At 62.7% G+C, this 23,584-nt stretch carries 20 protein-coding genes; 14 read left to right on the top strand and 6 right to left on the bottom strand.

From position 1 onward, the window contains the following. Nucleotides 1-190: 190 nt before the first annotated feature. Nucleotides 191-2,884 carry a sensor domain-containing phosphodiesterase gene (locus AC3WOY_RS00990; protein ID WP_492420439.1) on the top strand — a complete coding sequence of 898 codons (2,694 nt, stop codon included), beginning with the start codon at nt 191-193 and terminating at the stop codon, nt 2,882-2,884. Between the two features lie 41 nt (nt 2,885-2,925). Then, nucleotides 2,926-3,333, top strand: a complete 408-nt coding sequence (locus AC3WOY_RS00985) for a hypothetical protein (protein WP_492420437.1) — start codon at nt 2,926-2,928, stop codon at nt 3,331-3,333. Here the strand turns inward: AC3WOY_RS00985 and AC3WOY_RS00980 are convergent. The 4 genes from AC3WOY_RS00980 to AC3WOY_RS00965 all read right to left on the bottom strand — a co-directional run bounded on the left by AC3WOY_RS00980 (nt 3,330) and on the right by AC3WOY_RS00965 (nt 6,294). Continuing rightward, complete coding sequence (locus AC3WOY_RS00980) at nt 3,330-3,938, bottom strand: class I SAM-dependent methyltransferase (protein ID WP_492420435.1); 609 nt, start codon at nt 3,936-3,938, stop codon at nt 3,330-3,332. The two genes, AC3WOY_RS00985 and AC3WOY_RS00980, sit on opposite strands and share 4 nt — an antisense overlap. Nucleotides 3,939-3,948: 10 nt before the next feature. After that, nucleotides 3,949-5,379, bottom strand: coding sequence for an APC family permease (locus tag AC3WOY_RS00975; RefSeq protein ID WP_492420433.1), 1,431 nt, complete (start codon nt 5,377-5,379; stop codon nt 3,949-3,951). 186 nt (nt 5,380-5,565) lie between these two features. Next, on the bottom strand, nt 5,566-5,778 hold the full coding sequence (locus AC3WOY_RS00970; RefSeq protein WP_492420431.1) for a hypothetical protein: 213 nt from the start codon (nt 5,776-5,778) through the stop codon (nt 5,566-5,568). Between the two features lie 51 nt (nt 5,779-5,829). Continuing rightward, nucleotides 5,830-6,294 carry a hypothetical protein gene (locus tag AC3WOY_RS00965; RefSeq protein ID WP_492420429.1) on the bottom strand — a complete coding sequence of 155 codons (465 nt, stop codon included), beginning with the start codon at nt 6,292-6,294 and terminating at the stop codon, nt 5,830-5,832. 128 nt (nt 6,295-6,422) lie between these two features. Here AC3WOY_RS00965 and AC3WOY_RS00960 point away from each other — a divergent pair, with 128 nt between their 5' ends. From AC3WOY_RS00960 to AC3WOY_RS00940, 5 genes are all read left to right on the top strand, one after another. Then, the gene (locus AC3WOY_RS00960; protein WP_492420427.1) at nt 6,423-6,614 is read left to right on the top strand and encodes a hypothetical protein; all 192 of its coding nucleotides are present in this window, start codon (nt 6,423-6,425) and stop codon (nt 6,612-6,614) included. 269 nt (nt 6,615-6,883) lie between these two features. Then, nucleotides 6,884-9,139 carry an alpha,alpha-trehalose-phosphate synthase (UDP-forming) gene (locus tag AC3WOY_RS00955; protein ID WP_492420425.1) on the top strand — a complete coding sequence of 752 codons (2,256 nt, stop codon included), beginning with the start codon at nt 6,884-6,886 and terminating at the stop codon, nt 9,137-9,139. After that, nucleotides 9,136-9,948: a trehalose-phosphatase gene (otsB, locus tag AC3WOY_RS00950; protein WP_492420423.1), complete on the top strand. Its 813-nt coding sequence runs from the start codon at nt 9,136-9,138 to the stop codon at nt 9,946-9,948. The genes AC3WOY_RS00955 and otsB overlap by 4 nt, the downstream gene beginning before the upstream one ends. Nucleotides 9,949-9,961: 13 nt before the next feature. Next, nucleotides 9,962-10,948: an ROK family protein gene (locus tag AC3WOY_RS00945; RefSeq protein ID WP_492420421.1), complete on the top strand. Its 987-nt coding sequence runs from the start codon at nt 9,962-9,964 to the stop codon at nt 10,946-10,948. Nucleotides 10,949-11,017: 69 nt separating this feature from the next. Beyond that, on the top strand, nt 11,018-11,872 hold the full coding sequence (locus tag AC3WOY_RS00940; RefSeq protein WP_492420419.1) for a 2OG-Fe(II) oxygenase: 855 nt from the start codon (nt 11,018-11,020) through the stop codon (nt 11,870-11,872). On the opposite strand, the gene AC3WOY_RS00935 is transcribed toward AC3WOY_RS00940, so the two are convergent. Then, nucleotides 11,869-14,550 carry a calcium-translocating P-type ATPase, PMCA-type gene (locus tag AC3WOY_RS00935; RefSeq protein WP_492420417.1) on the bottom strand — a complete coding sequence of 894 codons (2,682 nt, stop codon included), beginning with the start codon at nt 14,548-14,550 and terminating at the stop codon, nt 11,869-11,871. The two genes, AC3WOY_RS00940 and AC3WOY_RS00935, sit on opposite strands and share 4 nt — an antisense overlap. A gap of 23 nt (nt 14,551-14,573) precedes the next feature. Beyond that, complete coding sequence (locus AC3WOY_RS00930; protein WP_492420415.1) at nt 14,574-14,996, bottom strand: universal stress protein; 423 nt, start codon at nt 14,994-14,996, stop codon at nt 14,574-14,576. Between the two features lie 209 nt (nt 14,997-15,205). On the opposite strand from AC3WOY_RS00930, the gene AC3WOY_RS00925 reads away from it, so the two are divergent. From AC3WOY_RS00925 to AC3WOY_RS00895, 7 genes are all read left to right on the top strand, one after another. Further along, a complete protein-coding gene (locus AC3WOY_RS00925; RefSeq protein ID WP_492420413.1) occupies nt 15,206-17,095 on the top strand; it encodes a CHASE2 domain-containing protein in 1,890 nt (629 codons plus the stop codon). Beyond that, nucleotides 17,092-17,634 carry an SH3 domain-containing protein gene (locus AC3WOY_RS00920; protein ID WP_492420411.1) on the top strand — a complete coding sequence of 181 codons (543 nt, stop codon included), beginning with the start codon at nt 17,092-17,094 and terminating at the stop codon, nt 17,632-17,634. Before AC3WOY_RS00925 ends, AC3WOY_RS00920 begins: the two co-directional genes overlap by 4 nt. A gap of 1 nt (nt 17,635) precedes the next feature. After that, nucleotides 17,636-18,526, top strand: coding sequence for a M48 family metallopeptidase (locus tag AC3WOY_RS00915; protein ID WP_492420409.1), 891 nt, complete (start codon nt 17,636-17,638; stop codon nt 18,524-18,526). Nucleotides 18,527-18,808: 282 nt separating this feature from the next. After that, on the top strand, nt 18,809-19,585 hold the full coding sequence (locus AC3WOY_RS00910; protein WP_492420407.1) for a DUF3348 domain-containing protein: 777 nt from the start codon (nt 18,809-18,811) through the stop codon (nt 19,583-19,585). Next, nucleotides 19,582-22,089, top strand: a complete 2,508-nt coding sequence (locus AC3WOY_RS00905; protein ID WP_492420406.1) for a DUF802 domain-containing protein — start codon at nt 19,582-19,584, stop codon at nt 22,087-22,089. Before AC3WOY_RS00910 ends, AC3WOY_RS00905 begins: the two co-directional genes overlap by 4 nt. Beyond that, nucleotides 22,089-22,724 (top strand): OmpA family protein, encoded by a 636-nt coding sequence (locus AC3WOY_RS00900; RefSeq protein WP_492420404.1) that lies wholly within the window; start codon nt 22,089-22,091, stop codon nt 22,722-22,724. Before AC3WOY_RS00905 ends, AC3WOY_RS00900 begins: the two co-directional genes overlap by 1 nt. Next, nucleotides 22,721-23,464 (top strand): DUF2894 domain-containing protein, encoded by a 744-nt coding sequence (locus AC3WOY_RS00895; RefSeq protein WP_492420402.1) that lies wholly within the window; start codon nt 22,721-22,723, stop codon nt 23,462-23,464. Before AC3WOY_RS00900 ends, AC3WOY_RS00895 begins: the two co-directional genes overlap by 4 nt. Nucleotides 23,465-23,584: the final 120 nt, after the last annotated feature.

Here is a 23,584-nt window from a genome sequence, read left to right as displayed (position 1 = left end):
ATGTCTTCAGGTTGCGGTAAACGAGATGCCAGACCGGCATTGCCTGCTAAACAGCTTACACGCATAAACAGCCGGTGCGTATACCGGGATCAATGTTCGCTTGCTTTCCGGAAGCGCCAGGAAAGGCGGCGAACGTTTGGGAAGCGCTTGCGTCGAACCGATGTTGGCCACCTTGAGGCAGGCGTCCTGTATGCACGACATGAGCTGGACTGATCATCATAACGATGGTTTTCGGCTGGAGACACTGGCTCGGTATCACATCATGGATACCGAGCCGGAGTCGCGCTTTGACGATATCGTCGGGCTTGCGGCGAGGATATGCGACACGCCGATGGCGGTCATTTCCCTGCTGGACGAGAGGCGGCAGTGGTTCAAATCGCGGATCGGGCTGGAGGCACCTGAAACGCCCAAGGAGATCGCGTTCTGCCGTTACACCATCCAGCAGGATAAGGTGTTTGTCGTGCACGATGCCCTGAGCGATCCGGCCTTTGTCGACAATCCGCTGGTCACCGGGCCGCCTTACATACGCTTCTACGCCGGTGCGCCGCTGATCGCCCAGAATGGATGCGCGCTTGGCAGCCTGGCCGTGCTTGACCATGTCCCGCGCATCCTTGACGACCTGCAGATGAGCGCTTTGCGCGTCCTGTGCCGGCAGGTGGCCACACAGTTGGAACTGCGCAAAAACATCAAGGAACTGTCGCAAGCGGTTGCAGAACGGAACGAGGCAGCCGCTTCGCTGCATGCATCCCACAGGAATCTCGAGCAGCGTGTCATGGAGCGCACCAGGGAGCTGGACTTCGCCAATTCGGTACTCAAGGATGAGTCCGCCCGGCGCACCCGGGAGGCGCAGCTGTCGCAGGACATCATCGACAGCCTGCCCGGCATTGTCTATGTCTTTGACCAGGAGGAACGCTTGCTGCGCTGGAATCGCAACTTCGAAACGGTTACCGGCAGTACGCACGAGGAAATGGACAGGGCGCATTTCCATGATTTCCTTGGATCGGATGAAGACAAGAGGATGATTTCCGACTGCTTCAACGAAGTGCTGCAGAAGGGGAGGGCGTTTGCCGAGGCAGAGCTGTGCACCCGCTCCGGCAACCGGATTCCATACTATTTCAACGGAGCGCGGATTGAGCTCGACGGGCGCTTGTGCGTCACCGGCATGGGCGTGGACATCACGCAGCGGCGGATGGATGAAGAGACGCTGCGCTTGCGCAACCGCGCCATCCAGGCGAGCGTGAATGCGATCATCATTACCGACCTCGAGGGAAATATCGAGTATGCCAACCCGGCGTTCGAACGTATCACAGGTTATCCGGTGCAGGAATCCATCGGCCGCAACTGCCGCTTTCTGCAGGGGGACGACAACGAACAGCCAGGCGTCGAGACCTTGCGTGCAGCCATCCTGCGGCGCGAGGATGCATCGGCCCTGCTGCGCAACTACCGCAAGGACGGCGTGCTGTTCTGGAACGATGTCCATATCGCTCCGGTGCGCGGAGCGGATGGCGGCTTCACGCATTTCGTCGGCGTCCTGAACGACATCACCGAAATCAAGCACTACGAGAAAGAACTGGAGCGGCAGGCGAATGTCGATGCGCTGACCGAGCTTGCCAGCCGCACTGTCCTCAAGGAGCGCATTCGGGAAGGCATCGCCACCGCGCAGCGCTTCGACTCTTCGGTCACGGTCGGCTTCATGGACCTCGACAACTTCAAGTTCATCAATGACAGCCTCGGCCACAATGTCGGCGATGAGCTGCTCAAGCAAGTGGCGCTGCGGCTCGTCGCATGCCTGCGCGGGCAGGACACCATTGCCCGCTACGGCGGCGACGAGTTCGCCTTCGTTCTGGCTGGGCAGAAGGACGAAAAGGCGGTTGCCGGGTTGATGGACCGGATTCTGAAGACTGTCGACCGGCCATTCGAGATCAACGGTCACAAGTTCTTCGTCAGTTGCAGCATCGGTCTCAGTTTCTATCCCAAGGACGGCCACGACGCGGACACGCTGCTCAAGAATGCGGATGTCGCCATGTATCGCGCCAAGGAACGGGGGCGGAACAATTTCCAGTTCTATACGCCGTCGATGAACCAGCGCGTCACCGAACGGCTTTCGCTGGAGTCGAAGCTCCGGCAGGCGCTCGCGGATGACGAGTTCGCGTTGTACTACCAGCCCAAGATCGACCTGCGTACCGGAGAAATCGCGGGCGCGGAAGCGCTGATCCGCTGGAACCCGGGGCGGGGCGGGGCGGTGATTTCCCCTTCGACCTTCATTCCGCTGGCGGAGGAGACCGGCCTCATCGTCCCTATCGGCGAATGGGTGCTGTATACCGCCTGCGCCCACCAGAAAACGCTGCAGGAAGCCGGGCTGCGTCCGCTGCGCGTGGCGGTGAATATTTCGGCACGGCAGTTCGATCCGCACGCCGTCGTCACGCTGGTCAGGGAGGCGCTGGTCAAGTCCGGTCTCGACGCGAACCTCCTTGAACTGGAGTTGACCGAAAGCCTGGTCATGCAGAATCCGGAAGAAGTGATCAAGGTGCTGTACGACCTGAAGGAGATGGGTGTTCAACTGGCGATCGATGACTTCGGCACCGGCTATTCGAGCCTGAGTTACCTGCAACGCTTCCCCGTGGACCGGTTGAAGATCGACCAGTCGTTCGTGCGGGACATCGGCAACGATCCCAACGACGCCATCATCGCGCGGGCCATCATTTCGCTGGGCCACAGCCTCGGGATGGCGGTGGTGGCGGAAGGCGTATCCAGCGAAGAGCAGCTTACCTTCCTGCGGGAGAACGGATGCGATGAAATGCAGGGTTATCTGTTCAGCCGCGCCGTGCCGGTGAATGAGCTGAAAATGATGCTTGAAGGCGGCCGGATATTGCCGATTCATTAATTCTTCTGATCAGCACCGTCCGGCAGAATGCAGGCAATGCGGTGGAGGCCAACAGGCTGACCGAATCCGCGTCCGAAGTGGCCACACGTGGCGGCACTGTCGTGTCGCAGGTGGTCGACACCATGGGCGAGATCAATGCCTCGTCGCAAAAGATCGTCGACATCATCCGTCATGTGACTTGCATCATGGGCGATATCACGACGGCCAGCCAGGAGCAAAGCGCGGGCATCGAGCAGGTCCGCATCGCCGTCGGCCAGATCGACACGACAACGCAGCAGAATGCCGCGCTGGTGGAGGAACTGGCTGCCACGGCGGAAGGCTTGCACGAGCAGGCGGACAAGCTGGCGAGAACGGTGGGCGTGTTCAAGCTCGCGCAGGAAAAGAGCGCGCTGCGGCAGTCCGGCGGACTTCCGCAGACCCGTCAGGCACCGGCTCTGCTTGCGGCCTAGGCGATCGCCTTCTTGTGCGCTGAGGTGATGGTCCAGTAGTAGATCGTCTTCGAGCCGATGCGCTCCACCTTTTCCGGCGGCCATTCGGGCCCCATGTCGAAGTCGTGCGACACCACGCGCGTTCCGATCTTCAACTGCTTCCAGAGTTGCGGCCGCAAGGCGCGGTTGACATCCGGAAGCAGGTACAGCGTGACGACGCTGGCCTCTGAAAAGTCGGCGGCAAACAGGTCGCCGACCATGAATCTCACCTGACCGTTGACGCCGGCCGCTTCGGCATTCGCCTTGGCCTCGGCGATCCGCTGCGGATTCAGGTCGATTCCGACCCCGCGTGCGCCGCGTTCCTTCGCCGCCGTAATGACGATGCGGCCGTCGCCGCAACCCAGGTCATAGACCACATCGTTCTTTCCGACCTTTGCAATCTCCAGCATCTTGTCAACGACCGGTTGCGGCGTCGGCACATAGGGGACGTCCGGCTTGCGTGCGGGCTGTTCCTGCTGCTGGGAAAAAGCGGTCCCGGCCATTGCCAGCAAGGCGGCAATCAGCAGGGTCGTGAAGGCGGGCGAAAATATGCGGGACAAAGGAACGGCGCGGATGGGGCGTTTCATTGGCGACTCCTCAGGAAATGGATCGGAAGGCGGATTGCCGGCGGCGCCCTGCGCGGGAGCGCATCAGCAGCAACAGGACGAGACCGGCGGCCAGGACGGCGACGCCGATCCATGCGGCATTCAGGCCGCCGAGCGACTGGCTGTACACATAGGACAGGCTGGACCACAGCATGTATGCGCAGGTGGCGCAGAAGAGGGCCGGCAGCAGCGGGTATAGCGGCACCCTGAACGGCCTCTCGGCCCCGGGCTCGCGCGCGCGCAGCACGAACAGCGAAATGCCGGACAGCAGGAAGAACAGCCAGAACACCGGCGCGGTGAATTCGACCATGGACTTGAACCCGCTGCCGGTCCATGTGCCGACGGCCACCAGCAGCAATGCCGCCGCGCACTGGATGCGCAATGCATTGACGGGCGTGCCGCGCCTTCCGTCCCAGGTACCGAGCATGGAGAGAATCTGCCAGTCGCGGCCGATTGCATAGCTTGTGCGCGCGCCGACAATCATCGTCGCGTTGATCGAGGTCAGCGCCGATACCGCCACGATGGCGGACACGAGGCGCGCGCCGGTGTCGCCGAAGGCAACATGCAGCATGTCCGCGGCCACGGCGTCGGAGTGCGTCAGGCCACCCATTCCCAGGACTTTCCAGTAGGCCCAGGTCACCAGCAGGTAGAGGGCGGTGATGATGAAGATGGACCAGACCAGCGACTTGACCATGTTGCGCCGCACGTCCTTCAGTTCTGCGCTGATGTAGGCCGCTTCATTCCAGCCGCCATAGGTAAGCAGGACGAATACCATCGCCATGCCCAGCGAGGAAGGAGAGGGGACGGCATCCGGCGTCAGCGAGGGAATCGGTTCGACATGACCCGGAGCCGCGACGGCGGCAGCCACGATGAACAAAAGGCCGAGGATTTCGACGGCCGTGAGCCACGCCTGCGTGGAGGCGCCGGTGCGCATGCCACGCAGGTTGATCCACGACAGCACGGCGACCGCAGCGGCTGCATAGGCCGATTGACTCATCGTGTTGCCCAGCCCGTGCAGGGGCAGGATCTGGTGCATGTAGTCGCCGAAGACAAAGGCAAGCAGCGCGATCGAACCGGTCGTGATAACCGAAAACCTTGCCCAGCCGAACAGGAAAGAAATCGAGTGCCCGTAAGCGCGGCGCAGGAAATGGTAGTCGCCGCCTGCATGTGAATAGGCGGTTGCCAGTTCCGCATAGCACAGCGCACCCACAAGGGACATGATTCCGCCCAGCAGCCAGGCGGCAAACATCCATGCGGCATTGCCGGTCATTCCGGCCACCATCGCAGGCGCCTTGAATATGCCCGCGCCGATCACGATACCGACAATGATGGCTACCGCTTCCCGGACGCCAAGCACTTGCTGGGGTACATCGTGTTGCGGCCATGCATGGCCGGTAGCGGGTGGCGGGCTTTCCTGCTTCATCAGGGCGTCATTGGCGAGGGCGTTGTGGTGCGAAACCGCCGCCCACGAAAAGTTTCGCGCACAACGATGTCATCCGGATTTGATCAATAGCAGCCACGTCGTGCAGGCCGCCGGCAGTCCAAATAAGTCGAACCGACCGGAAGAGAGGGGTCTAACGCCTTACCTTCTGCAATTTGCTGAGGCAATTCAATTAGTTACGTTATTAGGAGGAAGCATGAAGAAGCTACCGATTGCAGTTCTTGTTTCATTACTCGGGGCGAGCACGGCAACATTTGCACAAAGCGGTTCCACCTCATCGACCACATCGGACCGGACCATGCAGAGCGGCAGCATGAGTTCGGACAGCCCGGCCTCGACGGGTACATCGAGCGGTACCGGCAGCACGATGAGCGGCGGCACGACGGGTAGCGGCTCGGGTACTTCAGGCGCCACCGGCGGAAACAACGGTACTTATGGCACCAGCGGATCGTCAGGCACCGGCGGCACGAGCGCAAGCGGCGCCACGGATGCATCGGGCACGTCCGGCACCACAGGAACCACAGGTACCGGCAGGACATCGGGGACATCGGGCTCGTCCGGCATGGGCAGTACCAGCGGCAGCACGACCTTGCCGAGCGATTCGGCCACGGGAAGCGGCATGTCGGGCAGCAGTTCTTCCGGCGCGACGGGAACGACCGGAACCGGCGACTCTACCAGTGGCAGCACCAGCGGCACAGGCAGCACGACCGGTAGCGGTGCCTCCGGGTCGAGCAGCATGGGGACCGGCAAAATGGAGGACGAGGAGTGGCGCCGCCGCAGTGGCTCCAGCGGGGTTTCGGGAACCACCGGCACGACCGGCCCAGGCACGTCTTCCGGCAGCAGCTCAAGCCTGCCGGGACCGACCGGCACCAGCACCGACAGCGGCTCGTCCGGCATGACCGGTACCGGCCGTTAATCATGCAACAAGCAGTGCAACCAGGTGGCGCCAGGCGACTCCAATAGATCGTACCGCCGGCGTCCGTCCGGCGCGTGCGGATACCTTGCCGGAAGACCGCACGCGTTCCTTGTCCGCACTGGAGCGCACGATGCATGCCGTGCCCCTCATCAAATTCGGCGTCTACAACGCGCTGCCGACCGGTTTTCGTGTTGCGCGCCACGGCGTCCTGACCTGGCTTCTGACTGCGCTTTCGCTGGCCTTGAGCTATGTGTCGTTGGAAAAACGTGTGCGGCAGGAAAAGTCGATGGCCGCGGCTTGACAAGGTTCTCTTGCAATGGCGAAGGCAGTCTGCGTCAAAACCCGGAACTATTGACGTTATTCATGATCTTTTGTCTACGTAGCGGAAACTCCACTTCGGTATAACGCCGGCAGAGGGCGATGTTCCCTGCGAGAAGCCCGGACCTCCACGCCGTTGCCGTTCAGCATCGACGCCTTCCCAAGGCGCCCGTTGCGGATAGCGCTGTGCTGCTGGAAAGATTCCGCGTTCTGCCGTGTGAACCGCCGTTTGCACAACCACCGGATGCATCCATGCCATTTCAATCCTTCCGCCTGACTTTGCGTTTTGTACTGCCGCTGGCCCTCGTACTTGGCCTGTTCGCGTACGCGGTTGTTCCCCTGGTGGAAACACTGACCTTGCGATGGTTCGTACGCGATCTCGATACCAGGTCCCAGTCGCTTGCCAATGCCTTGCAGGACCCCTTGCTTGAATACGTGCCGCAACGCGCCGAGAAACGCATCGGACAATTGTTCGACCGCGCCATGCGGGACGAGCGCCTGTATGCGATCGGCTTTTGCGATCCGTCGGGCAACCTGCTCTACAAGACCGCAACCTATCCATCCTCGCTCGGCTGCCGCGGTGTGCAGCAGCATAGCGGCGTGCTGCAATCGCTGGTGAGCATGCCGCAGGGCTCGCTGCATGTCTCCGAAAGCGCGCTGGAAGGCGAGGGCCAGTACCTCGGCAAGCTGGTGCTTGCGCACGACATGAGCTTCATCGAGCGTCGCAGTGCCGATACCAAGAAATACGTGATCGGCCTGTTCGCTGCGATCGCGATCGTGACCTCGCTCATCACGGTCTTCATCGCGCACCTGAGCTGGCGCGACTGGATATCTTCGGTCAAGCGCCTGCTGCGCGGGGAGATTGGTCCGCGTCCACAGCAGCAGTCGCCCCAGGCCGAGGTCCATCCACTGGAGGGCGACCTGCGTGCCTTGCTCCATGAATTCAATATCGAAAGACGCACGCGTGACGATTCCACCCACTTGTGGACGCCGGAAAAGCTGCGCGTGCTGCTGCACGAGGAACTGGCCGGCGATGAGGTACTGGTCGTCTCCAACCGTGAGCCTTACCTCCACATGCGCACGCGCAAGGGCATCGAGGTGCAGCGCCCCGCCAGCGGCCTCGTCACTGCGGTGGAGCCGGTGATGCGCGCCTGCTCAGGCACCTGGATCGCGCACGGCAGCGGCACCGCCGACAAGGAAAGCGTGGACCGCAACGACCGCGTCCCCGTCCCCCCCAACAACCCGGCATACACGCTCCGGCGGGTTTGGCTGTCGCGCGAGGAAGAGAAGGGGTACTACTACGGCTTCGCCAATGAAGGGCTTTGGCCGCTATGCCATATCGCGCATGTACGGCCGGTGTTCCGCTCCTCCGACTGGGAGCAGTATGTCGCCGTCAACCAGCGCTTCGCCGACGCGGTGGTGAAAGAGGCGCGCACCGACGATCCGGTGGTGCTGGTGCAGGATTACCACTTTGCGCTGCTGCCGCGCATGGTGCGCGAGGTGCTCCCCAAGGCCACGATCATCACCTTCTGGCATATCCCCTGGCCCAACCCGGAATCCTTTGGCATCTGCCCATGGCGCGAGGAAATCCTGGAAGGCCTGCTGGGCAGCACCATCCTCGGCTTCCATACGCCATTCCATTGCAAGAATTTCCTCGAGACCGTGGACCGCTATCTCGAAACCCGCATCGAGCACGAAGCCTCGACCATTTCTTACGGAGGCAAGCTCACGCAGGTGGAGCATTACCCGATCTCCATCGCATGGCCGGAACAGACGCGCGACCAGCCCAGCGTCGAGGAATGCCGCCTGTCAGTACGCGAAGAGCATGGGCTGCCTGTGGACCATGTCCTGGGCATCGGCGTGGACCGGCTCGATTACACCAAGGGCATCCTGGAGCGCTTCCAGGCGGTCGAGCGGATGTTCGAAGCCCATCCCAACCTGGTCGGCAAGTTCACCATGATCCAGATCGCCGCCCCCTCGCGTTCATCGCTGGAGGAATACCAGAATTTCGAGGCGCGGGTGCGCGCGCTGGTGCAACGGGTCAATGCGCGTTTCGGCAGCGGGAATTACCTGCCGATCATCCTGAAGGCGGAACACCATGATTCCGACCAGGTGAACCGTTATTTCCGTTCGGCCGAAGTCTGTCTCGTGACGAGCCTGCATGACGGCATGAACCTGGTCGCGAAGGAATACATTGCCGCACGCGACGACGAGCGCGGCGTGCTCGTGCTCAGCCAGTTCACCGGCGCCGCGCGCGAGCTGCACGAAGCGCTGGTGGTCAATCCGTACCACATCGAACAGAGTGCAGAAGCCCTGTACCGCGCCGTCACCATGCCGGAGGTCGAGCAGCGCGAGCGGATGCGGAGCATGCGTTCGCTGGTGAAGGACTTCAACATCTATCGGTGGGCCGGGCGCATGCTGCTCGATGCCGCGCGCCTGCGCCAGCGCGAGCGGATCGTGACACGTATCCACTCCCACAGCCGGAAGTCCTTGCGGCGCGTCGTATGAGCATGCAGCCGCTGTTTTCCGAGGCCGGCCGGCAGCGAATGACGGAGATCGCCCGGCCTCGACTGCTGTGCGCTTTCGACTTCGATGGGACGCTGGCGCCGATCATGCAGCGCCCCGAGCAGGTCCGCCTGCCGGCATCTGTCCGGGAAAAGTTGCTTCGCTTGTCCGCCCATGCCCCCGTGGCTATCATTACCGGAAGGGCGCTTGATGACATCCGCTGCCTGCTCGACTTCACGCCGGCATTTGTGGTCGGTAATCATGGAATGGAAGGCGTGCCGGGCTGGGAGGAGCGTGCTGCCGTCCATGAGCGGCACTGCGCCGCGTGGAAGTCGCAGCTTTCCCGCCACCTCGAAAGCGCGCCGCATGCAGAGGGAATCTTCATTGAGGACAAACGGTATTCGCTATCCGTGCATTACCGCGCCGCGCCGGACCAGGAACGGGCCGTCGACTTCCTTGATGAGGTGTGCGCCAGCCTCGAACCCCGTCCGCGCCTGGTGGCAGGCAAGTGCATCGTGAGCCTTGTCGGGGAAGATGCCTGGCACAAGGGAAATGCGCTGGAAGCCCTGATGGAAATGACCGGGGCAACCAGCGCCATCTACGCGGGCGACGACGTCACGGACGAGGACGTGTTCCGGATCAAGCGTCCCGAATTGCTGTCGGTGCGGGTCGAGCGCAGTGCCGCCAGCGCGGCGGACTTTTTCATTCCGCAGGCGCAGGACATGGAAAGGCTGCTCGACGACCTGATCGCGCGTCTCGCCGCCTGCGGCGCGCGCAACTGGCTGCTCTCGGAAGCCGCCTTGCATCATTGAAAGGGCTGACACAATGGATGCCGAATACATCGCCGCGCTCGATATCGGCGGCACGAAAATGGCCGCCATGGTGGCCTCCCGCGAAGGCCCCCTGGCGCGCATCTCGCAGCCAAGCATCAAGAGCGGAACACCACGTTCGCTTCCGGAGCAGGGGCTGGCACTGATCGACGCCGTATGTGCGAAGGCAGGCGTGCCCAAGGACGCCGTGCGTGCGCTCGGCGTCGCATCCGCCGGCCCCTTCGTGCGCGAGGAAGGGGCAGTTTCCCTCTGCAGTCCGAACCTCTGCGGCGGCCTGAGCGCGACGTCGGACCTGCCCAACGACTGGAAATCCATTCCCCTCGAAAAAGTGCTGCGCGAACGCTATGCCAGGCTGGCGATCGACAACGATTGTGTATCGGCGCTGGTGGCCGAACGTGCCTTCGGCGCAGTGATCGATGAGCCTGATTGCGTCTACGTGACGTGGAGTACGGGCGTGGGGTTCGGCCTGTGCGTCGACGGACGCGTCCTGCGCGGCAAGAATGGCAATGCCGGGCACGCCGGCCACATCCTCATGAGCGAGGTGGACGATGCGGTTTGCGGCTGCGGCAATCGCGGCGATCTTGAAGCTTTGGTATCCGGACGCAACGTCGGCAACCGGTCGCACATGCCTGCTTCCGAACTGTTCCAGAAGGCGCGGGAGGGCGATGCGCAGGCGAGGCAGATCGCGGAACGCGCGGCCAGCTGGTTCGGACGCGCGCTGTACAATGTCGTGGCAACGCTGGACACGCGCACGTTTGTCATCGGCGGCAGCGTCTGGCTGCACCATGGCGACTGGCTCACTCCGCTGGTGATGCGCGAAATCGAATCGCGTTTCCCGGCACTGACCGGCGGCGTGCGCATCCTGCCGGCCGCGCTGGGTCGCCTGGTCGCCGATGTGGGCGCCCTGGCGCTGGCCGTGCCGGAGGACTGGATTCCCGCCTGGCGGCAGAGCAAGCCATGGGAAAAGCTCTCGAACGCGTGATTTTGCTCAAATGAACCTTTGCCCTGCGGATGCATCTTAGTCCTTTTGTTATCAGCTCCTGTCCGCACCATGTACAACACTGTAATGCCGTCGCTGCCGCAGGCATGGCAAGCCTGGATCACCGAAAACCTTGCCCGCGGATGCGCTCCTGCCGAGATGGCGCAGGTGATGGTCCGCGACGGGAAATTCGAGGCGACCCTCGCCCGCGCCGCAATTGAAGAGGCCCGCCGCAGCAGGTTTACGCATCTGCCGCCGGCGCCCGCGCCGCAGCCGCTGCCCGAAATCGACACTTCCGCCAACCTGTTCCGCGCCCCGGACCGCGATGTGGAAATCCTGTTCTCGCTGCGTACGCCGCGCATCGTGCTGCTCGGCGGCCTGCTGAGTGATGAAGAATGCAACGACCTGATCGCATACGGCCAGGCCCGCCTGGAACGTTCGCCGGTCGTTTCCGACACCGACGGCAAGACCGAAGTCCACGCCCACCGTACCAGCCGCGGCGCCATGCTGCAGCGGGGAGAAACCGAACTGGTACGCCGCATCGAAGCACGCCTCGCCGCGGTTACCCGCTGGCCAGTCGAGAACGGCGAAGGCTTGCAGATGCTGCAATACGAAAAGGGCAACGAATACCGTCCCCACTACGACTGGTTCGACGCCTCGCTTCCCGGCCCGCGCAAGCACCTGGAACGTGGCGGGCAGCGCGTAGGCACCATCGTGATGTACCTGAGCGATGTGGCGGCGGGCGGCGGCACCTCCTTCCCCAATATCGGCCTGACGGTGCAGCCGAAGAAGGGCAGCGCCGTTTTCTTTGCCAACACCGATGCCTGCCGCATGCCGGACCAGCAAACCCTGCATGCCGGGGAACCGGTGGAGAAGGGCGTCAAGTACATCGCCACCAAGTGGCTGCGTGAACGGGCGTACGTCTAGCCAGATGAATTCGCAGGGGGTGCCTGACGATAGAGCCAGCCGCGCCGGACCAGCATCTTCTCCACTTCCACAGCAAGAAAAACTACCGACGACAGCGCCAGGCAGAACAGGAGTTCGTCCGCTGTCAGCGGCACCGTGTTGAAGACCGGGTTAAGGAATGGCACGTAGACCGTCGCCATCTGCAGCAGGAAAGTCAGCGCCACAGCCCCGAGCAGGGGCAGGTTGGTGGACAATCCCTGCGAGAACAGCGATTCTCGTTCGGAGCGGATCGCCAGCACGTGCCCCATCTGCGACAGGGTGAGCACGGTAAAGACCATGGTTTGCCAGTGCGCGGAGCCCGTCCTGATCGCCCACGCCTGCGCGAACAGGGACACCGCCGCCATCGCCAGGCCGATGGCAAGGATGTGCTGCCACATGCCGTGCGCGAAAATGCTTTCCGACGGTGCCCGGGGCGGGCGCTGCATCACCCCTTTCTCGGCCGGCTCGACGGCCAGCGCCAGCCCGGGCAATCCATCGGTCAGAAGGTTGATCCAGAGGATGTGGATGGGCAGCAGCGGAATCGGCATGCCGAGGAAAGGCGCAAGGAAGATGGTCAGAATTTCGGCGGAGTTGCCGGTCATCGCATAGCGGATGAACTTGCGGATATTGTCGAAGATGCGCCGGCCTTCGCTCACCGCGCCGACGATGGTCGCGAAATTGTCGTCCAGCAGGACCAGGCTCGAAGCCTCTCGCGCCACATCCGTTCCTCCCTTGCCCATCGCCACGCCGATGTCGGCCCGCTTCAATGCGGGGGCATCGTTGACGCCGTCGCCGGTCATGGCGACGAATTCTCCCTGCGCCTGCAAGGCTTCGACAATGCGGATCTTTTGCGCGGGATCGACGCGCGCATAGACACGTACCTTCGCAACCTGCAGCCTGAAGGCCTCATCGCTCATCGCCGCCAGTTCCGGCCCGGTGATGGCCAGTGCATCTTCTTCCGCGATGCCGAGCTGGAATGCAATCGCACGCGCCGTGGCGGCGTGGTCGCCGGTAATCATGACCGGTGTGATGCCTGCCGATTTGCACAGCCGCACCGCTTCCTTTGCTTCCGCGCGCGGCGGGTCGATGAGTCCGACCAGGCCAATGAACACCAGCCCGGTTTCAATGGCCTCCGAATCCGGCGCACCGGGCAGGTCCGGCCACTCCCTGCAGGCGACCGCCAGCACACGCAAGCCGCGAGCGGCCATGCTCTCGGCGTTCGAAAGCACTTGCGCGCTGTCGAACGCATGCTCGCCGAGGCCCGACACGCAACGCGGCAGGACGCTTTCCGGAGCGCCCTTGGTGTACGCAATCAAGCCTGAAGGCATCCGGTGGAAGGTGGTCATCCGCTTGCGGTCGGAGTCGAACGGAAGTTCGAACACCCGCGGAGCCTGTCCCGTCAGCGCACCCTTGTCGTAACCGCCTTCCAGTGCCGCCGCGAAGAGGGCGGTCTCGGTCGGGTCGCCGGTCATCCTGCCCTCGTTATCCCGGCCGGCGTCGTTGGAAAGTGCGATGGCTGTGAGGAGTTCCGGCCACGGCGAGTGCTTCGGCACGTCCTTGCACTCGGTACAGGCCGTGCCGCCAGCTTGCAGGGTTGCTACGCGCATCCTGTTTTCAGTCAGGGTGCCGGTCTTGTCGGAGCAGATGTAGGTCACCGAGCCGAGTGTTTCCACAGCCGGCAGCCGCCGGATCAATGCCTGTTGCCGGACCATCTTGCGCGCCCCAAGGGCGAGCGAAATGGTGACGATGGCGGGCAGGGCTTCCGGAATGGCCGCGACTGCCAGGCTGACGGCCGTCAGGAACATCAGCGCCAGGTCTTCACCGCGCAGCAAGCCGACGGAAAAGATGATGGCGCAAATGGCGAGCACGACGATGCCGAGCCGGCGGCCGAATGCGGCAAGGCGCTTCTGCAGCGGTGTCTTGAGTTCGTCGCCGGTATCGAGCAGTGCCGCGATCTTGCCGAGCTCGGTGGCCATGCCCGTGGCGACGACGATGCCGACGCCGCGCCCGTAGGTGGCCGTCGTTCCCTTGAAAGCCATGTTCCGGTGGTCCCCCAGCGGCAGGTCCGCGTGATGCAGCGCATCGGTGGACTTTTCGACCGTCACCGCTTCGCCGGTCAGCACGGCTTCGTCGGCCTTGAGCTGGATGGCTTCGATCAGGCGCAGGTCGGCGGGCACCACATTGCCGGCTTCGAGGCAGACGATGTCGCCGGGCACGACATCCGCGGCCGGAACCACCTGGCGTTGTCCGTTGCGCAGGACGACGGCGCTGGTCGCGGCCATTTTCTTGAGGGCCGCCATGGCGCGCTCGGCCCGGACTTCCTGTACAAATCCGATGATGGCGTTGAGCAGCACAATCACCACGATGGCGACGGTGTCCTCGATGTCGCCGACGATGCCGGAGACGATCGCGGATGCCACCAGCACCAGGATCATGAAGTCCAGGAACTGGTCGAGGAGCATGCGCCATGCCGGGCGAGGGGGCTTCTCGCGTATCGTGTTGGTCCCGTGCCGCTCCAGGCGTCCGCTTGCTTCGCTGTGGGACAGTCCGGTGGAAGGATCGACATCGAGCCGTCCGGACACGTCGTGTCCAGGGAGGATGTGCCAGTGGGTGCGCTGCAGAGGCTGTTCCGCGCCGGCGCCGGGTTGGTCGATTCCCATGCAGGTGAAGTGGCGTTGCCGCTTTACTTCACGAGGGTGACGGGAACGTTGGCGAGATGGACCACCTTGTTGGCAACCGATCCCATCACCAGATTGCCGACGGGTCCCAGGCCGCGTGTGCCCATGATGATGGACTCGCAGTCGATTTCTTCCGCATACGCGGCAATCGTCGGTGCGATGGCGCCGACGCGCCAGTCCGCGCGGTACGCCACTCCGGCGTCATCGAGCAGTTGCATGACCGGCTGAAGGATGTGCTGCGAGTCGGCTGACTGGATCGATTTTGCCTCCTGCTGCGAGAGGTAGGCGTGGCTCCGGACTTCGAGCGGTTCCTGGACGTTCAGCACGTGGAGCTGGACGGCAGGGTTGTCGCTTGCAAGAACCGCCGCATAGCGGGCGGCGTTCTGGGCGCTTTCGGATGCATCGACCGGAACGAGGATTTTGCGCATTGCGGGCCCCTTGCGAAGTTATATATGGCTCTGCCGCGCAGGCTACCGTTCGTGCCGCGGAATTCATTTGATGTGAGTCAAACGCTCCCGGATTCGTTGAATCGGCGCATTTGTTTCTGCTGCCGGATGTCGCCTTGCAGCTGGCGGGAAGTTGCGGCTACTATTGCTTTACATCAATTTTGATCCGGCAGCGCCGGAGATGCCGCAGCATGCCGCGATCCCCGCTTCGTTTCATCCCACGCCGCAAACGCTCCCTGGCAGCCTGGCGCGCGGCCATCGCGCTGCTGTTTGCTGCGCTCATGGCGGGAGAAATGCTGGGATTGCGCCTGCTGGATACCACCGAGGCTCGGCTGGCGGACGTCTACATGCAAAGGCATGCCGCCGCCTACAAGCCGGATCCGGACATCGCGGTCATCGATATCGACGACGCCAGCATGGCAGCGATGCAGGATATCGCGGGATTGTGGGCCTGGCCGCGGGAGATCCACGCCGACCTGCTCGAAGCGCTGGCCGAATTCCAGCCGCGCGCGGTGGTATTCGACATTGCCTTTGCCGAGCGCGACCTCCAGCGGCCCAAGAGCGATGCCCGGTTGTCCGACGCCATCCGCGCGACGCCGTCGGTCTTCCTGTCCGCGGTCCAGATTGACGGAAAGGCCGCAGTCACGCCGCTGGCGCCGCTCGCCGCAGCCTTCGGCGTCGCCGAGCCCGGTCCCGGCGACGCGCAGGCGCCGCTGCTGCTGCCCGCCGCAGTCGATCCGGCCGTCTGGCGTCTCGGCCTCATCAACAGCATCGACGACAAGGACGGCGTGTTGCGGCGCTACCGGCTGTACAGCGAGCTGGAGGGATGGAGTCTTCCCTCGCTGCCGTCACGCATTGCCACCGACCTTGGCGTGCCGCTGCCGCAGGGCAGGGAGTTCATCATGCGCTGGCCGGCGCAGGGGCACCAGCGCTATCCCTACGGCGAGCTCTACCGCATCCTCACCGAACAGCGGCTGTCACTCGGCGCGCAGGACCTGGCAACCCTGGACAGCCGGTTCCGGGGAAAGATCGTCGTCATCGGCAACTCCGCATCCTCCTCCTTCGACCATCACCTGACGCCCCTGGGTGCTGGTTATCCCGGCGTCGATATCCTCGCGCAAGCGATCGACAACCTGAAAAACGCGCGCAGCATCTCCCCGGCGCACCCCGGCTGGCCGCTGCTATTCGGTGTCGTTCTTCTGGCCTGCATCGCTGAGGCATTCGCCCGGCGGGTGAATCCGGTGGGAACCGGCGCCGGCCTGATCGTCGTTTCCATCGCGGCGCTGGCGTTCGCCGACCGCGCCCTCGAGCGCAACCTGATGGTCCCGGTGGTGACGCCGCTCGCTTTTGCGTGGGCATGGTTCCTGACGGCCGCCGTCGACGGCTACCTGCGCGAACGGCGCACGCGTGAACAGGCCGTCTCCCTGTTCCGCCGCTTCCTCAATCCCAACGTCGTGCAACAGATCGTGGAGCAGGGCGAGACCGTCGAGAGCCTGTCGGGCCGCACGCGCGACATCACCATCCTGTTTTCCGATATCCGCGGCTTCACCACCCTGTCGGAAAGCCGCCCTCCGCAAGAGGTGGTGCTCCTGCTGAACCGCTATTTCGAACGCCAGGTCGAGGTCGTCTTCCGCCATGGCGGCACGCTGGACAAGTTCATCGGCGACTGCATCATGGCTTTCTGGGGCGCTCCCGTGGATGACCCCGAGCATGCGCGCCATGCCGTCGCCGCTGCCCTGGAAATGCAGCAGACCCTGCTAGACTTCAGGCGGGAGCTGCAGGCGGAAGGCTCGGCCGTCGGCGATTTCGACGTGGGCATCGGCGTGCACACCGGCCCCGCGGTCGTCGGTTTCATCGGCGCGCAGCGCAAGCTGGATTACACGGCCATCGGCGACACGGTCAACCTGTCCAGCCGGGTCGAGGGCCTGACCAAGGGCGTCGCGCGCGTGCTGGTCACGCAAGAGACCGTCGAGGCCTGCAAGGGAACGGAAGAATTCGAATTCGAACATCACGGAGCCTTCGCAGTGAAGGGCCGCACCGCCGAAGTCAACCTGTACGAACCACGGAGGAGAACAACATGAAACGATGGATACTCATGCTCGCAGGCCTGCTGGCCAGCGCAGCCTGGGCGGAATCCGCGCTGACCAGCCGGGCCACCGAACTGCAGGCGCAACCGCAATCCGATTCGGCGATCATTACCACGCTGGCGGAAAACACCAAGGTCGAAGTCCTCGCCAGGAAGGGCGCATGGAGCCAGGTGAAGACAGCGGCCGGCCAGACCGGCTGGGTGCGCATGCTCAGCCTCAAGCCCGAGACATCGGGCCAGGCGGCGCCTTCCGCGTCATCGTCCAATCCTGTCGGCGCGCTCGGCAACCTGCTGACCGCCGGCCGCACCTCGAACACCGGCACCGTCACCACCGGCGTACGCGGCCTCAGCGAGGAAGACCTGCAGAATGCCCAGGCCAACCCGGCGGAAGTGGAAAAGATGCAAAAGTTCAGCGTCGAGAAGAACGCCGCCCAGTCCTTCGCCCAGCGCAGCAAGCTGTCGCCGGTAAAGGTCGACTACCTGCCAGACTCGGCGCCGGCCGGGAACAACCAGCGCAACGCGGAAGGAGGCTGACATGCGAACCATGACCATGAAACGGACACTGGCGTCCATCCTCCTCGCGACCGCCTGCGGCGGCGCGCTCGCGCAACTGCCGTTCTCGCTGCCGGGTTTCGGAAAAGGCAGCGGCAGCAGCGAAAAGGGCATCAACCTCAACAGCGTCGGCAACTTCGTCAGCAACCTCGGCAAGGCGACGAAGGAAACGACGGAACCGGAAGAAATCAGCATCGGCAAGGAATTCGCCGCCACGCTGCTCGGCGCCAAGCCGCTGGTGAACGACCCGGCCCTGCAGCGTTACGTCAACACCCTCGGCCGCTGGCTCGCAATGCAGACGGAACGGCCGGACCTGCCGTGGACCTTCGGCGTGCTGGACGATCCCGGCTTCAATGCCTTTGCCACGCCCGGCGGTTACATCTTCGTGACGAAAGGACTCGTACAGCGCATGCAGAGCGAAGCCGAACTGGCCGGCGTGCTCGCGCACGAGATCGGGCATGTGCTGAAAAAGCACCACCTGCGCGCCGTGCAGAAGAATGCCGGCTTCGCGCTGGTCGGCGACGTGCTGTCCGCGACGGGCAAGGGCAATCCGGAGGCACGCAACGCGCTGGTCAATATCGGAAAGAAGCTGTACGCAAGCGGCCTCGACAAGGATGACGAGTTCGAGGCGGACCGGCTTGGCGTGGTGATCGCCGCTCGGGCGGGGTATGACGCCTACGGGCTGCCGTCGGTACTGCAGATGCTGCAGCGGCAGAATGGCGGGGACGGGGATTTCACGCTGTTGTTCAAGACGCATCCCTTGCCGTCGGCGCGGGTGGAGATGCTGGACCGGTTGATGAAGGACCGGTTCGATGCGGTGGGCGGCGCGGAAGGATCGCCGTTGACTTCCCGGCTGACAGAGTTCAAGAGATAGCCGGGTTTCCATAAATTCGTACTAAAAATTCGCTTGCCAAATGCACATCTGGCGTTTGGCGGGATACTTTCCTTGATACATGGAGCTAGTTGCCAAGGCGCAACTGGAGGGATTCGCCTATCCTGCGCGTTTGAGTTCCCATTTGCTCCGGGATATAATGCCGGTTGCATGTATGCAATGAAATAGTCGCTGAAAGGGGCCCGGATTCACTGGAGCCGCCACGACAAGTGTTCATGCGGACAGCGGCGTGAACGACTACTCCCCCGCATTTTTCGATCTTGATTGCGCCTGCATATGACGCGAGTGTTGCCGCGTACACATTTCCACAGTTCTAAACTCATTCGTTGTCTCGCTGATCTCGCCCTGGCAGATGCTGGCGAGTCGGGGAATGCGTTTGCGGAACAACTGGGGCAGTGGGTGCATTTTGCCGACGCGATCTCGCTGTCCGCCGTGCACAGCGAAGGCTTGGCACGCATGCCAAAAGCGCCGCAGCAAACGCGGGAAATCGCGCGTGATGCCGTTGCGGTCGAATTCGAGCGGATACAGGCTTTCCTGGTGAATTCGATCCTGCGCAGCTTCTCGCCCAAGCTGGGCAGGACACACATTCAGTTACCCATTCCGGAACTCGCGCTGCCGATGAATTTCGCAACAGCGTACGCGCCATACCGCCGTTTCTATGAATCGCATCAACGCGACATGGAACTGAGTATCCAGCCCCTGCGGACCAATGTTCGGGAATCGCTCGCCAGGTCGTCGCCGAAACTCCGGAAACTTGCAGACCTGGATGTGACGCTCGAGAAGATATTGCGCGACCGCGAGGGCAAGTTGCTCTCGCGGGTGCCGCTGCTTCTCCGAAAACGTTTCGAGCAATTGTTCAAGGAACATCAGCAGAAGCTCGCCGATGCCTCGCAGGCAGATAATCCCGCCGTCTGGACGCAGGCGGGCGGCTGGCTGGCCCGTTTTTGCGAAGACATGCAAATGCTGCTGCTGGCCGAAGTGGATCTTCGCCTGCAGCCTACGCTTGGTCTCATTGAAGCATTCAAACAAGATACGCAATGAATAAACATTTATTTACAGTCGCATTCATCCTCGGCGCGGCCGGGGTCGTTTGGGTGGGCGCCGGATTTTTCGGCTCCAGCTTCCTGGCGCTGCTGATGACGGCTGTCATTGGCGCCGTTTATGTATTTGGCGCATTCGAACTGCGCCAGTTTCGCCAGGCGACATCCAGCTTGAGCGCAGCGCTCGCGGCGATTCCCGAAAACCTGGCAGACCTCGATGACTGGCTGTCCAGCGTGCATCCTTCGCTGCAAAATCAAGTGCGTTTGCGGATCGAGGGCGAACGCGCCGGCTTGCCCGGTCCCGCACTGACACCGTATCTGGTCGGACTGCTGGTGATGCTGGGTATGCTCGGTACCTTCCTTGGCATGGTCGTCACCCTCAAGGGCGCCGTCTTCGCACTGGAAAAGACGACAGACCTCCAGGCCATCCGCTCCGCGCTTGCCGTGCCGGTATCGGGATTGGGACTGGCGTTCGGCACCTCGGTGGCAGGCGTTGCCGCTTCCGCCATGCTGGGCTTGATGTCGGCCCTCAGCCGCCGCGAAAGGATGCAGGCTTCGCAGCTGCTCGATAGCAAGATCGCCACCGTATTGCGCAGCTTTTCCCTTACGCATCAGCGCCAGGAAACCTTCAAGGCCCTGCAACTGCAATCCCAGGCCTTGCCGCAGGTCGTCGATAAGCTGCAAACCATGATGGCGCAGATGGAGGGCATGAGCCAGCAGTTGAACCAGCGCCTGCTCAGCAATCAGGAATCCTTTCACAGCAATGTCAAAAGCGTCTATACCGATCTGGCAGGCGCAGTCGATAAGTCACTGCGCGAGAGCCTGAGCCAAAGTGCGCATGCCGCAGGTGAAAGCATCAAGCCCGTGGTCGAGGCGGCGATGAGCGAGATTGCGCGTGATGCAAAGCTGATGCACGAGCGCATGGCCGATACGGTAAAGATGCAGCTCGACGGACTTTCGTCGCGCTTCAGCGATGCCACCGCGACCGTGACCGAAACCTGGACGGCCTCGTTGAAGAGCCACGAACAGGCAAACGCCGGCATCGTCGCGGATGTAAGCCGTTCGCTGGTTGCATTCAACGAGACTTTCGAGCAACGTTCGGGCGCCCTCGTGGCAACGGTCGGCGAGGCCTACGCCAGCCTGCAGACTGGCCAGGCAGAGCAAGACAAGCAACGTCAGCAGGCATGGACCCAGTCGCTGGAGGCAGTAGCGGCGACGCTCACCCGCGAATTGCAGCAGTCGAGCGCGCAAACGCTCTCGCAACAGCAGGAAATCTGCAACACCTTGACCAGGGCGGTGCAAGACATCACCGGGCAGGCGCAGGCCAGCACCAGCAATACGCTGGCCGAGACGACGCGCCTGGTTACCGGCGCAGAAGAATTGATGCGCTCCCGTATCGCCACCGAAGCGCAGTGGATCGAACAGCATCGCGAACGCATGGATCAGCTTGCCAGCACATTGCAGTCCGAACTAGGCGCGCTCAAGGATGATCAGGCAGAGCGCGACAAGCAGCGGCAGCAGGCGTGGGCAGACTCGCTGGAAGCAATGGCGGCAGCGCTCACCCGCGAGCTGCAACAGTCGGGCGCGCAAACGCTTTCACAGCAGCAGGAAATCTGCGACACCATGGCCCGGACTGCGCAGGACATCGCTGAACAGGTTCAGACTGGTGCCCGCAATACGCTGGCCGAAACAACGCGCCTGGTCACCGGCGCCGAAGAACTGATGCGCTCCCGCATCGATTCCGAAGCGAACTGGATCGAACAGCATCGCGAACGCATGGATCAGCTGGCCAGCCTGTTGCGTTCCGAGCTCGGTGCGCTCAAGGATGAAGAAGCCGCGCGCGGCAATGCGGCGGTTGAACGTCTGGGGCAATTGCAGGCTGCGCTGGCAACACACCTGACAACGCTGGGCACCGCGCTGGAAGAGCCGATCACGCGTCTCATCGAAACAGCGTCGGAAGCGCCCCGCGCCGCGGCAGAAGTAATCGGCCAATTGCGCCAGGAGATTTCCAACAGCGTTGCGCGCGACAACGCGCTGCTGGAGGAACGCAGCCGTATCATGGAAACACTCAATTCGCTGCTCGAGGCAATCAATCATGCTTCTGCCGAACAGCGCTCCGTGATCGATTCCCTGGTGACTTCTTCCGCGGCGGCGCTCAATACGACCGCCAGCGCGTTCTCGGAAAATGTGGCCTCCGAAGCCGCCAAGCTGACCGACATTGCCGCGCAGGTCACCACCAGCGCGGTCGACGTGGCGAGCCTGAGCGAAGCCTTTGGTTTTGCCGTGAACGCGTTCAATGACGCCAATGAAAAGCTGATCGCCAACCTGGAGCGCATCGAAGGCGCGATGAGCAAAACCATGTCGAGGAGCGACGAACAGCTCGCCTACTACGTGGCGCAGGCGCGTGAAATCATCGACCTGAGCATGAGCTCGCAAAAGGAAGTCCTTGAAGAGTTGCGCCAGCTGCCGGCAAAGCAGGGGGCGTTTGCTGAAGAGGCACGGTGATGGTGGATACCGAAGCAGGCGTCGAGAATACCGCTCCGGTCTGGGCCGTTTTCGGCGACCTGATGTCCAGCCTGCTGGGCGCTTTTGTGCTGCTTCTCGTGGGCGTGGTCGCCGTGCAGATGGAATTGACGTCGAGCTTGCAGGACGAAGTGAAAAAGCGCCAACTCGAAGAACAGCGCCGCATGAGCCTGGAGAAGGCGCTGGCGATTCCGCTCGCTTCCGGCCGCATCACGCTGAACAACGGGCGCATCGGCATCAGCGGCCAGGTACTCTTCGCGCTCAATTCGGATGAGCTGCAGCCGGAAGGCCGGCAACTGTTGAAGAGCCTGGTCGTTCCGCTGAAGGCCTACCTGGCAGCGCGCGACGAATTGCTCATGGTGAGCGGCTTCACCGACGACAGGCCCATCCGGGGCGGCCCCTTCACCGACAACTGGGAACTGTCCGCGCAGCGCGCCTTGACGGTCACCCGCACCCTGATCGAGGAAGGAATGCCGTCTTCCATGGTATTTGCGGCAGCCTTCGGTTCCGAACAGCCGGTGAAGCCCAATACCGACGACGCCGCACGCGCGCAAAACCGTCGGGTGGAAATGGCGCCGGTGCCGAAATCCTCCAATGCCAGGAACGCCGCTTCATGAATGCGCCGGATCATATAGAAATCGTCGATGCGCCGGCAGATGCAGATCCTGATTTCATTGCACTGATCGCTTCCCTGCGGGAGGCAGGCGCGGAACGGTTTGACCCCGTGCGCCTGCACTATATCGACGTGCTGGCCAACCGCGCAATGAAGCATCAGGGAAGCGTCAAGCGCATGCTCGATGCCAGGCTGGCGCAAGCGTTGGCGGCATTCAGGGAGCGTTTCGACCTGGCGCAATCCCATGCCAGGGAAGCCGTCGAGCGAAGCGTGCAGCAATATCCTCATGCGGCCAACGACCTGCAGCGGCTTTTTGCCGCGGGCGATTTCAATGGATTGCAACGATTTATCTCGGGCCTGAAGGACCGCGCGCAATGCGCATCCTTGAGTGCTCTGGTCCGCCAGCTTGAGCAACATTCCTCGGAAAGTGCGGATGCGCGTCCGGTGGCAAATCCAGGACCGCGTTCGGAACTGAGGGCCATCCGGAATTTCAGGAATACCTGGGCCAAACTGAGCGTCGACAAACAGGTGGCACAGGCGCTTCAGCAAGCCCCGAAAAATGCCGGACCGATCAATTCCCACATGCTGGTGCTGCGCTCGCTGACGTTGATGCGCGACATCTCGCCGGACTATCTCAGCCGGTTCATGACCTACGCGGATACCTTGCTGTCGCTCGATCAATGCGAGAAAGAAAAGCCGGCCGCTCCCAAAAAACAGCCGGCGACGAAGACAGCGAAAAAATAGCCGTCGCACCACATGGCGTGGAACATTTTCCGCCGCCACATCCTTCCTTCCATTTAATTCCTTCCTGATTCACCTGCAACGAGCGTTCCCCATTTTGCTCGCGGTGGCGCATGAGTTAAC

This window comes from Noviherbaspirillum sp. FW303-A3 (assembly GCF_058788695.1).
Note: the sequence above shows the minus strand (reverse complement) of the source record. Positions and strands in the feature narration are given on the sequence as shown.